The organism is Herpetosiphonaceae bacterium (genome assembly GCA_036374795.1).
Classification (GTDB): Bacteria; Chloroflexota; Chloroflexia; order Chloroflexales; family Kallotenuaceae; genus LB3-1.
The window spans coordinates 93,926-105,034 of record DASUTC010000067.1 but is presented as its reverse complement, the minus strand read 5'-3'; the positions used below and the strand labels follow the sequence as shown (position 1 = coordinate 105,034).

10 protein-coding genes are annotated in these 11,109 nt (G+C 61.6%); 3 read left to right on the top strand and 7 right to left on the bottom strand.

Annotated features, from left to right (window positions below; translation table 11 throughout):
- Window positions 1-679, top strand: a 679-nt coding sequence (locus VFZ66_04760; protein HEX6288477.1) for a sensor histidine kinase, incomplete at its 5' end; no start/stop codon positions are given.
- 99 nt (window positions 680-778) lie between these two features.
- On the opposite strand, the gene VFZ66_04755 is transcribed toward VFZ66_04760, so the two are convergent.
- The 7 genes from VFZ66_04755 to VFZ66_04725 form a co-directional block, all read right to left on the bottom strand.
- On the bottom strand, window positions 779-1,669 hold the full coding sequence (locus VFZ66_04755; protein HEX6288476.1) for a restriction endonuclease: 891 nt from the start codon (window positions 1,667-1,669) through the stop codon (window positions 779-781).
- A 163-nt stretch (window positions 1,670-1,832) separates the two neighbouring features.
- Entirely contained in the window at window positions 1,833-2,549 is a 717-nt protein-coding gene (gene pssA / locus VFZ66_04750; protein HEX6288475.1) for a CDP-diacylglycerol--serine O-phosphatidyltransferase, read from the bottom strand.
- Complete coding sequence (locus tag VFZ66_04745; GenBank protein ID HEX6288474.1) at window positions 2,542-3,216, bottom strand: phosphatidylserine decarboxylase; 675 nt, start codon at window positions 3,214-3,216, stop codon at window positions 2,542-2,544. The genes pssA and VFZ66_04745 overlap by 8 nt, the downstream gene beginning before the upstream one ends.
- Window positions 3,217-3,456: 240 nt before the next feature.
- A complete protein-coding gene (pyk, locus tag VFZ66_04740) occupies window positions 3,457-4,887 on the bottom strand; it encodes a pyruvate kinase (GenBank protein HEX6288473.1) in 1,431 nt (476 codons plus the stop codon).
- Window positions 4,888-4,947: 60 nt separating this feature from the next.
- Window positions 4,948-5,409 (bottom strand): helix-hairpin-helix domain-containing protein, encoded by a 462-nt coding sequence (locus VFZ66_04735; GenBank protein ID HEX6288472.1) that lies wholly within the window; start codon window positions 5,407-5,409, stop codon window positions 4,948-4,950.
- 536 nt (window positions 5,410-5,945) lie between these two features.
- Complete coding sequence (locus tag VFZ66_04730) at window positions 5,946-6,479, bottom strand: hypothetical protein (protein HEX6288471.1); 534 nt, start codon at window positions 6,477-6,479, stop codon at window positions 5,946-5,948.
- A gap of 29 nt (window positions 6,480-6,508) precedes the next feature.
- Entirely contained in the window at window positions 6,509-7,498 is a 990-nt protein-coding gene (locus tag VFZ66_04725; protein HEX6288470.1) for a hypothetical protein, read from the bottom strand.
- 277 nt (window positions 7,499-7,775) lie between these two features.
- On the opposite strand from VFZ66_04725, the gene VFZ66_04720 reads away from it, so the two are divergent.
- Complete coding sequence (locus VFZ66_04720) at window positions 7,776-9,821, top strand: isoamylase (GenBank protein ID HEX6288469.1); 2,046 nt, start codon at window positions 7,776-7,778, stop codon at window positions 9,819-9,821.
- A gap of 9 nt (window positions 9,822-9,830) precedes the next feature.
- The gene (locus VFZ66_04715) at window positions 9,831-10,814 is read left to right on the top strand and encodes a zinc-binding alcohol dehydrogenase family protein (protein ID HEX6288468.1); all 984 of its coding nucleotides are present in this window, start codon (window positions 9,831-9,833) and stop codon (window positions 10,812-10,814) included.
- The last annotated feature ends 295 nt before the right edge of the window (window positions 10,815-11,109 follow it).

The window sequence follows — 11,109 nt, the reverse complement described above, 5'->3', positions numbered from 1 at the left end:
ATCCGCCGAGCTGGCGATGATGGTCGAAACCAACGCGCAGCTCTACGAGCAAGCCCGTGATGATGCCGACATCAAGGCCGCGCTGCTTCAGGAGCTAAACCATCGGGTGCGTAATAATCTCGCGGCGATCAGCGGTTTTCTGGAGATGGAGCTGTCACGGGCCGAGCCGGGATCGTCGCAGGATGTCTTGCAGCGCGCGACCGCCCGCGTGCGCTCGATGGCGATCGTCCATGACGTGCTGGCCTCGCACGAGAATCAGCTCGCGCCGTTCCGCGATGTCGCCGAGCGCCTGGCGCGCACCATTCAGCCCTTCTACGACCCGCATATGCAGGCGACGACGACCGTCACCGGCGATGCGCTGCTGATCCCGCCGGAGCAGGTGTCGCCCCTGGCGATGGTGCTCAACGAGCTGCTGACCAACAGCTTCCGCCATGCATTCTTGCCGGGCCACACCGGCTCTGTTGACGTCGTGCTCACCGAAAAAGCGCGCTCCTACCAGATGATCGTGCGCGATACCGGCATCGGCCTGCGCAACGATCAGGAAACCGCCGGGCGGCGCAGCGGGCAGCAGGTGGTTCGGCGGATCGTCGGCTCGTATCTCAAGGGCACGTGTACCTGGATCAGCGACAACGGAACGACCGTGATCGTCGAGTTTGCCAAGCCGAAGGAGAGCCAGTAGCGACGAAACAAGGAGCAGCAGAACAAAGAACAAAGAACAAAGAAACGGTGAAGATCACCGATCTTTGTTCTTTGTTTGTGTTTAACAGTTGCGCTGCTTCTAGGCTTGAAATGGTTCAAAAAACGCTTGATCGATGTCAAAGGTTTTTCGAGGCTTAAGCCCAAGCTCCAAGTTCTCGAACATATCGAGCAACTTCTCACCGTTGACTAACTCGATAGGCGGCACGCCATCACGGAGTGCTTCTTTCTGAGCATCAGCGGTAAAGGTTCCTGTGGTCAGGATAATGCCTTTATCGGCTCGTCCCATCATTGCGCCCCGAAAATCGCGTACTTGTGATGCTGTTACTGCACCAGTGTACCGCTTACATTGAAATAGCACCTTAAAACTTACGAATGGGTTGAGCTGTAAGACCCCTTGACCGTCAAGCCCTCCATCGCCGGAACGTCCAGTAACCACCACCTGCTCAAATCCGGCCTCACGAAGTAGCCGTTGGCATAAGCGCTCAAAGCCTGCGGGTGGAAGTGCTTGAAGCAGTTCAAGAAGGCGCGTCCGATACGAGCTATCTGCGCTCGTCAATGTGGGGCTAGGTGCAATATTCTCATCCGCTTCTGCCATAGTGGTGGATGGTGTGTCGTTTGCCGAATTATTCCTGTCAGCGGCAAATTGGCTATGAAGTTCGCTAAAAATAGCAAGAGCATCCTCGTGGGTCATCTTGGTGACTGATTGCCCCTTCTCCGTCAAACTCCATACGCCACGAGTTGATGAGTCTAGGTAGCCAGCTTTAGCGAGATAGAACCGTGCCCAATGTACGCGATTCTCAAAGCGTGATGCGCCACTTTTATTGACGCTGGCACGTTCCTGCTCGGAGATTTTCAAGTGTTGCGCAATCACATCGCGCACCTCTGATGGTCGACCTGACCCGCCCAATTCTTTAAGAGCCTCAATGACGGGTGCAAAGTAACGAACAAATTGTGGCCCTCGTGCCGCCATAAGTACCTACCAGCTCCTGACCAATCTATACCAATGCACGATATGGCGTGCTAGGTTGCCATTATCAAGCACTGAGGAAGAACGACGCGTGCAAGAAGACACCGTCCAACTCGCAGGTTTGCCCTGTTCCGAGTTTCGAGTTCCCTCTCTTCTTGGTTCTCCGCTACGCTTCCTCTGGCCGCAGCGCGTCGATAATATTATCGCCCAGGCCGTACGCCATGTACGCGATCGGCAGCAGGAAGAACCAGTTGGTCGGATCGATCAGCGCGATAATGAAAAAGCCAAAGAGCAAGAGCCGAATCGGCAGCGGCGAGTCAAAGATCAGCTTCTCCAGGTTAGGAAATCGCAGCGTGCTGATCATCAGAAACGCGGCAAACAGCACGATCATCGCCATCAAGGCCGCGTTGAGCCTTGAGGGAAACATCGCCAGCCCCGTGATCGTCAGGCCCGCCGCAGGGATGGGCATTCCGGTGAAAAAACGGCCGCTGGTCGACGAGATATTGTAGCGCGCTAGACGGGCTGCGCCGCAGCACACAAACAGGCCGGCGATCGTCACCCACACGATCCACCAGCCCGGCAGCGAGTTATCGCGAAAGAAGCCCTCATAGACCAGCAGTGCAGGAGCGACGCCAAACGAGACGACATCCGCGAGCGAGTCCAGCTCCTTGCCGAAGGAAGAAGTGACCCGCAGCGCGCGCGCCACGCGCCCATCCAGCCCATCGCAGAGCGCAGCCAGGCAGATCGTGAGCGCCGCCCAATGGAATGATGTTTCTCCCTGTGTGCCTGCTTCCATGGCATGGATGACCAGCGTCACCGCGATAAAGCCGCAAAATAAATTCGCCGTCGTCAACAAGTTCGGAAACCAGCACCGTTTATCCATTCCAAACCCCCACTGGCGTAATGCCTGCCGTGACACGCATTCCCGCCACTACCAAGGGCCGTGCCGCCCCTGCGGGTAGCAGCACATCCGTCCGCGATCCAAACTTGATCATGCCGAAGCGCTCTCCGGCGCGCAGCTCATCGCCGGTCTGCGCATGGCACACAATCCGGCGTGCTACCAGACCCGCGATCTGGATCAGCAGCACGGGGCCGTGCGCCGTCTCAAGACCGATGTACTGGCGCTCGTTCACCTCATGTACGTCCTCGCCCCACGCCGCCGCGAACGAGCCCGGCACATGCTCAAGATAGCGCACCGTGCCGTCCGTCGCCGAGCGATTGACATGGACATCGAACAGCGAGAGAAAGGTTGCGATGCGCAGCGCGCGGCCCCGGATAAAGCGCGGCTCGTCCACCTCTTCGACGCGCAGCACGCGCCCATCTGCCGCGCTATACAAGAAGCTCGCGTCGCCGGGAAGCACACGTGGCGGATCGCGGAAGAAGTAGGCCGCGCCCAGCGTCAGCACCAGCGGCACCGCAGCCAGCCTCCGCGAAAACAGCGCGGTTGCTCCCGTCACCGCAGCGCCCATGCCTAAGATCGGCAAGCCTTCCGGCGCTAATCCGGGTAGGTTGAGAGCTAGGCGTTGTGATGGTCTATTCAATAATTGCATAAGGGTAAAAAAAGAATGAAGGCAAATAAGATTGCTGCATTATACGGAATGAGCTACGCATTGACAAATAGCCCACCGTATACTGTTGAGAGTACACGGCGGGCTATCGGCGATAGGGCCATATCAGAGCGGGAATGCGTGGAGGAGCGCCCCCACACCCCCGGCTCTTTGTTCTCGGTTCTTTGTTTGCTCCCTTGTTCCCTCGTTCTTTGGATCAGTTGCCCCCAGCCTCACGCCCCGCTAGGGAATATCCACGATCTTGATGAAGTTGGTCGCGCCGCGCGCTGGAAGCGGATGCCCGCCGGTCATCACCACGCGCTCCCCGCTCTGCACATACTGATATTCCAGCAACATCTTTTGCAGATACGCCGTCAGGTCGTCCAGTCGCTCGAAGGGCGGGCAGATGAGCGGCTTGACGCCCCAGTAGAGCGCCAGCCGCCGCGCGACATGCGGCTCCGGCGTCAGCGCAAAGATCGGCACCGGCGGGCGATCTTTGGAAACCATGCGCGCGGTGTAGCCCGACTGAGTAAAGGCGATAATCGCGCGAACGTCGAGCGTCCTGGCGATCGTCCGGGCGGCATGACTGATCGCCTGGGACGAGTCGGCGGGGCGATTCGTATGGTGGATTCGGTGCAGCAGATCGCTCTGCTCTTTGTAGCGCTCGCTCTGCTCGGTGGTGACGGCGATTCGGTGCATCATCTGGACCGCCTCGATCGCGAACTCGCCGACAGCCGTTTCGCCGCTGAGCATCACCGCATCGGTGCCGTCGAAGATCGCGTTGGCGACATCGCTGGCCTCGGCGCGCGTCGGACGGGGATGATGGATCATCGACTCGAGCATCTGCGTGGCCGTGATCACCATCACGTTGCGATCGGAGGCCGCCTGGATGATCGTCTTTTGCGCCAGCGGCACGCTCTCAGGCGGCATCTCCACGCCGAGATCGCCGCGCGCCACCATCACCACATCGGTGACATCAAGGATCGCGCCGAGGTCGTCCAGCGCCTGGGGCTTTTCGATCTTGGCGACAACCGGCGTTGTGGCTCCGTGGGCCGCGATCAGATCCTTGAGCTGAAGCACATCTGCCGCGCGCCGCACGAACGACATCGCCACAAAGTCTACGCCATGCGCCAGGCCAAACGCCAGGTCTTCACGATCTTTCTCGGTGATCGCCGACGTGCTGACCGCCGTGCCGGGCAGGTTAATCCCCTGGTGCTCGCGCAGCGAGCCGCCCTGCACCACCTGCGTCACCACATCGTTATCGCGCACCGCCGTGACCTGTAGCTCGATCAGGCCATCGGAGAGCAGAATCCGATCGCGCGGCTGCACATCGCGCGGCAAGTCCTGGTAGGTCGTAGAAACCCGGCGCGCGTCGCCTTCGGTCGGCTCGGTGGTGATCGTGAACGACGCGCCATCCTGCAACAGCACCGGCATGCGCCCCTTGAGCGCGCCGGTACGAATCTTCGGCCCCTGTAAATCTTGCAAAATAGCGACGGGCTTGCCCACTGCCTCAGACTGTGCCCGAACTCGCGCGATGCGCTCTGCGTGTTCTTCGTGGGTGCCGTGTGAGAAATTCAGCCGCATCACATCGACGCCTGCTTCGATCAATCGGCGAATATTCTCTTCGCTATCGCTCGCCGGACCGAGCGTTGCCACGATTTTTGTACGTCGCATGTGCCTTATCGCGAGGTGGCAAGTGCCGACGCCCTGCTATCCGCACACTTCGCCACCAAACTATGGATCAACGCTAATGTGATCCTTGATCTTGCTGAACAAAGCCGGGCCGATCCCCTTGACGTTCTGAACGTCTTCGATCCGCTTGAAGGGACCGTTGCTCGTGCGATACGCAACGATCGCCTCGGCGGTGGTCGGCCCGATACCTGCCAGGCCCGCCAGAGTCGTCGCGTCGGCTCGATTGATGCTGATCGCGGCAGATGAGGCCGGGCTGCGATCGGACTTCTCCGCTGCTGCGCTCGGCTGCGCATCATCGCCGACGCGCGGCACGCGAATCTGTTGACCGTCGCTCACGCGCGCCGCCAGATTGATCCGCTCACGATCCGCGTCGGGAGCCAGCCCGCCAGCCGCAGCGACAGCATCGGCGATCCGCGCCGGGTCATCCAGGTAGTATACGCCCGGCTGCTGAACAGCGCCGATAACGTCCACGCCGATCCGGGCTGCGGTTGTCTGCGGAGCCACGCTGATCGTCGTAGGTAGTTCTGACGGAGCAACCAAAGCATCTGCTTTCACTAGCCGCGTAGCGTCCTCGGCAGCGCTCGATTTAGAGAACGAGGTTAGCAGGATCAAGACCACGAGCACAAGGACGCCAGCGGTAGCGAACCAACGGACACGATCGCTCGACAAGGTTGGCATGGACGACTCCAAATCAGGGGGGTACATTCGATTGTACTGAGTGTAGGCAAGCTGATACAATCGTGGCTGCTCCTACTCGCAGCCACGACTTCTGGAAATATGCCAGGCGACCAACGATTACTCAAGTACCAGATACAAATTGTTGAGAGGGTGACAATCAGTTTTGTTATCAGACGAGTGCCACGGCCTCGGTATTGCGGCGCTGCGAGTAGATCATCGAGCGACGCGCCGATTAACTGATTACATACAGATCAATGCAGGCAGTGCCGCTTTGTCACGTGGCGCAACTATGATCGAGCCGCCACGACACGGGTGCGCGTGGCGGCTCAGGCTGGTTACGCGGCTTGAGGTCGACGCTGCTGTCAACGGGTGCGCGGCATGCTCCTCCGGCGCACGATCAGCCCGGCGCTCAGCGCGAGCAGCGCGAACACGGCGAGCAGCACATAGGCGGCATTGATCTGCCAGCGGCCTGTGCCGGTCGCAGGCATCATCATCGCCGTGCGGAAACGAATTTGCTGGACGACCGGCGGTGAGAGCGGCGAGTGATCGTTGTTCACCAGCTCGACCATCAGTTGATGCTCGCCGGGCGGCACGTTCTCGAAGCGGTAAGGCTCAGCGCGCTCCCAGACAATCAGCGGCTGGAGATCAAGCATCAAATGCAGATGACCCTCGCCCGCTCGATTGGCATCCGGTCGTTTTCCGGCCTCGTTCAGCGGCACCGTCGAGGGCACCAGCGTGATCCCTGTCGCCTGAAACTCGACCATCACGTTCGTGCCGTTGATCGCTGCCTCGCTGGCGGGAGCCGTTACCTTAAGCTGCGGGCCGCTCTGCGCGGCGACGACGAGCGGACTGACCATGAGCAGCAGTAACACCATGAGATTCATGAGCTGGCGCATGAGATTTCTCCTTCCATATTGACGGCGCATCAGGCTCCGGCTGGCGGACGAATATCGACCGCCGTGTTCCAACCTCGATATGTTATGGTCAACTGAAGGCCGGTGCGGCGGGTGCGGCGCTGTAGCTCGCGGGGCGTGCCGGTTGCGGGATCGAGCACCAGGGTCACATCGGAATCCGTGGCAGCATCGTACCAGCGCAGCGTGTCCGATCCGGTCAATTGCGGATCGGAGGCCGACGCGGCGTGCGGCAGAAAGAACTGCACCTGATCCCACAGCCCTCTTGGCGGAGCGCCAGCGATCCACGCTTGATCGCCCTGGCGCTCCCAGCTTTGCTCGCCGATGGCGATCTTCTCGATCGCCTGAGAGCGGGTAGATCCCTGGTAGGTGGTTTTAAGCCTGAGGCTAGGCGGATGCTGCGTATCGCCAAAGTCGAAGCTCACATCCGCCAGCGCGCGATCCCCCTGGCCGTAGTCGAGCAGCGCTTCGAGCTGGCCGCTGCGCAGCGCTGCCTCGGCGGCAGCGACCTGGCTCAGCAACGCCTGCGCGTTTTGATCCACGCTGCCGGTCGCGGGTGTCGGCGGCGCGGCTGCGGTCGGCGCGATGGTTGGGGAGGCGGCTGGCACGCTGCCTGGCGCGCTGGCGCTGCCCTCGGTGAACGCGGTTGTCGGGCCAAACGGGCTGGCGGCGGTGGGCACGCTGCCTGGCGCGCTGGCTGGACCGACCGTAAACTCTGTTGTCGGGCCAAACAGGCTGGCCGCCGATGGAATCGTCGTCGGCGCGGCGGCAACTTCGGTCGCCGGTGGAGCGGTCGCAGCGGGGAGGGGAGTCGACCCGGGCGGAGCGCTTGGGCTGGCAACCGCCGTGGACTGGGCAGATGTTGCCTGCACCGCCTGCCCGGTCTGGCGTGGAATACGCAGGCTCAACAGCCAGCCGAGCGTGACGCCAAGCGCGATCGCGGCACCAAACATCAGGACAATCAACCCTACCTGCCGTGCGAGCGGGCGCGGAAGTCGATTCATATGGTCTTCTTTCTTCTCTCGCAAGGAACAGAAGAAAGCGCCGGGTAGATTGCGGTAAAATCGTAGATTCGGTATGGAGAAACGAGGCAGTTGATCCTTGCATCATCAGTTTACACTACGAGTCAAGGTGGTCTGTTTGGAGATGCGATCGCCCTTGACAGCAACACGTTCCTGGCGCTACACTGGCGCGACATCTAAGGAATCAGTAGCGGCTGCAATGAAGCAACGTGAATTCTCACAAATCCACCTCGTCAACCCAAACTCACATAAGGCATGTATGAATCGTTGGACGGCCATTGAAGGAACGCCCGCGCCGCTCGGCTGCGCCTGGATCGAAGCCGAGCAAGCCTACAACTTCGCGCTCTACTCACGCTTCGCCACGGGCGTAACCCTGCTGCTGTACGGCGCAGACGATTTCGAGAACGCGCTCCACAGCGTGCGGCTACACCATCTGGTCAACAAGACAGGACGGATCTGGCACTGCCGCGTCGCGCTTGCCGCGATCGGCGAGGCGCAGTACTACGCCTATCATATCGACGGCCCATTTGATCCCGCTGCCGGGCATCGCTTCGACCCGCTAAAAGTCTTGCTTGACCCCTACGCGCCCGCCGTGTTTTTCCCGCCCAGGTTTAGCCGCGAGGCCGCCAAGCGGCCCGGCTCCAACGTCGGGCAGGCGCCGCTCGGCGTGCTTCCGTCGCGCAGCCGAAACGCGGCCCTGGTCGATGAGCAGCCGCGCCATACGTCGGACACGATCATCTATGAGCTGCATGTGCGGGGCTTCACGCAGCACGCGACCAGCGGCGTCAGCCCGGAGCGGCGCGGCACGTACGCGGGGCTGATCGAGAAGATCCCCTACCTTCAGGAGCTTGGCGTCACGGTGGTGGAGCTGCTGCCGGTGTTCCAGTTCGATCCGCAGGAGGGCAACTACTGGGGCTACATGCCGATCCATTTTTTCTCGCCGCACCAGCAGTATGCCGCCGGAGAAACACCGCAGGCGGCGATCGAGGAGTTTCGGCAGATGGTCCAGGCATTCCACGCCGCCGGGATCGAGGTAATCCTCGATGTCGTCTATAACCACACCGGCGAAGGCGACGCGGCCAGCCCGACCTACAGCTTTCGCGGCATCGACAATCATACCTACTACCTCGTGGACCTTGAGCGCGGCACCTACCTCGACGACGCGGGCACCGGCAATGTGCTGCGCTGCGCCGCGCCCGCCGTGCGCAAGCTGATCATCGAGAGTATGCGCTGCTGGGTGCGAGGGATGGGCATCGACGGCTTTCGCTTCGACCTCGCATCGATTCTGACGCGCAACAGCGACGGCTCGGTCAACCTCGACGATCCGGCGGTGATCACCGACATCAGCGCCGACCCCGACTTTACTCATCTGCGGCTGATCGCCGAGGCCTGGGATATTTCGAGTTACCAGCTTGGCCGCAGCTTTCCGGGCATCACCTGGCTCCAGTGGAACGGCCAGTTCCGCGACGACCTGCGCTCGTTCGTCAAGGGCGATCCCGGCTATGTGCCGCAGCTTATGTCACGGCTCTACGGCAGCGACTCGCTCTTCCCCGATGATCTGACCAGCGCCTATCACGCCTACCAGAGCGTCAACTTCATCACCTCCCACGACGGCTTCTGCCTCTACGATCTGGTTGCGTACAATCAGAAGCATAACGGGGCCAATGGAGCCGACAACCAGGACGGGCCTGACGATAACCGTAGCTGGAACTGCGGCACCGAGGGCGACGACGATCTCACGCCCGCGATTCTGACGCTGCGCAAGCGCCAGATCAAAAACTTCTTCAGCCTGCTGATGCTCTCCAACGGCACGCCGATGTTCTGCGCGGGCGATGAGTTCATGCACACGCAGCGCGGCAACAATAATCCATACAACCAGGACAACGAGATCACCTGGCTGGACTGGAGCCGACTTGAGACTAATCGCGATATGTTTCGCTTCTTTAAGCTGATGATCGCGTTTCGCAAGGCGCATCCCTCGCTCGGACGCAGCCGCTTCTGGCGCGACGACGTGCGCTGGTACGGCGTCAGGGCGCAGCCCGATATGTCGTATCACTCGCACAGCCTCGCGTTCTACCTGCGCGGCGCGTCGCAGGACGATCAGGACATCTATGTGATGATCAACGCCTACTGGGAGCCGCTGGTGTTTACGATTCAGGAGGGTCACGCCCACGAGTGGCGGCGCGTCGTCGACACGCTGCTGCCCAGCCCCGACGATATTGCCTCCGCCGGCGAGGAGCAGCCGCTCACCGATCAGTGCTACACGGTCGGGCCGCGCTCCGTCGTTGTGCTGCTGCGCCCATGAGGAGGGATGATGCCGAGAGCAATCCAGATGCAGCGCTACGGCGGGCCTGAGGTCCTTGAGCTGGCCGAGATCGCGCTCCCGGCGCTGCAACCCGACGAGATCCGGCTGAGGGTCATCGCCGCGCCGGTCAATCGCGCCGACATCGAGATCCGCAGCGGCAACTGGCCGATCATGGCGCAGCGCCCGTTTCCGTACACGCCTGGACTTGAGGCGCTGGGCGATGTGGTCGAGATCGGCAGCGGCGTGGAGCAGGTGCGGGTCGGCGAGCGGGCGATCACGATGATGCAGCGGCTGGGCGGCATTCACGGCGTTCGTCCGGGTGGCTACCAGGAGCTTGTGACAGTCGAGGCCGATACGGTCGCGATCATTCCCGACGATCTCGATCCGCTGGCCGTCGCGGCGCTCGGACTGGCTGCCGTCACCGCCTACAACGGCATCAGACGGCTTGACCTGCGCGCGGGCGAGACGATCGTGATCCACGGCGCGAGCGGCGGCGTCGGATCGGCCGCGGTTTCGATCGCCCATGCGCTGGGCGCGCGTGTCGTCGCGACAACCTCATCTGGTGCCAAGGACGAGTATCTGCGCGGCATCGGCGCTGACGAGATCGTTCACCTGCGCGAGCACAGCCTGACGGAGCGGCTGGGAGCGCGCAGCGTCGATGCGCTGCTGGATACGATCGGCGGCGAGACGTTCCGTGAGAGCGTAGCCGCGCTGCGGCGCGGCGGTCGGCTGTGTCTGGTCGGCGCCGCATCGGGCGAGAATCTCTGCTTCACGGCCTGGGATCTGCTTCAGGAATTGCGCCTGACCGGGTATAGCTCGGAAAATCTCACAGGCGCGGATCTCCGCTCCGACATGCGCCAGATCTGCGCATGGCTGGCCGAAGGGCGGATCGTCGCGCCGCCGCACCAGGAGTATGCTCTAGAGCGGGCCGCCGAGGCTCACGCGCTGATGGAGCGCGGAGCCAGTACCGGGCGGATGCTGCTTGTGCCCTGACCGGAGCAGCCGATGCTTGCTTCTCGCATCACCGGCTGAGGATAGCCGATCAACGAGCAGCGGTCGCGCAGCATATGCTGCGCGGCCTTTGTTTTGTCATCGAGCTGTTAAGTTCCGGCATCACCCTCCGGCATACTTCACGGTAGGATGCTGGCGACCGCTTAAGCTTCTTTCCCGACAACAGCGCAGAGCAGCATCTCGCGCTTAGTTTCAGGAGCAGGAATACCGGAGCAGGTAGCCAAGCTGCTATCCACGGCCTTGATAGCCGCGCCCAGGCGACCGCCCCCACAGAATC

What these genes read in the sequence shown, in the direction of transcription:
- VFZ66_04755 (HEX6288476.1), bottom strand. Translation starts at nt 1,669, where the DNA reads ATGGCGGCACGAGGGCCACAATTTGTTCGTTACTTTGCACCCGTCATT.
- pssA (HEX6288475.1), bottom strand. Translation starts at nt 2,549, where the DNA reads ATGGATAAACGGTGCTGGTTTCCGAACTTGTTGACGACGGCGAATTTA.
- VFZ66_04745 (HEX6288474.1), bottom strand. Translation starts at nt 3,216, where the DNA reads ATGCAATTATTGAATAGACCATCACAACGCCTAGCTCTCAACCTACCC.
- pyk (HEX6288473.1), bottom strand. Translation starts at nt 4,887, where the DNA reads ATGCGACGTACAAAAATCGTGGCAACGCTCGGTCCGGCGAGCGATAGC.
- VFZ66_04730 (HEX6288471.1), bottom strand. Translation starts at nt 6,479, where the DNA reads ATGCGCCAGCTCATGAATCTCATGGTGTTACTGCTGCTCATGGTCAGT.
- VFZ66_04725 (HEX6288470.1), bottom strand. Translation starts at nt 7,498, where the DNA reads ATGAATCGACTTCCGCGCCCGCTCGCACGGCAGGTAGGGTTGATTGTC.
- VFZ66_04720 (HEX6288469.1), top strand. Translation starts at nt 7,776, where the DNA reads ATGAATCGTTGGACGGCCATTGAAGGAACGCCCGCGCCGCTCGGCTGC.
- VFZ66_04715 (HEX6288468.1), top strand. Translation starts at nt 9,831, where the DNA reads ATGCCGAGAGCAATCCAGATGCAGCGCTACGGCGGGCCTGAGGTCCTT.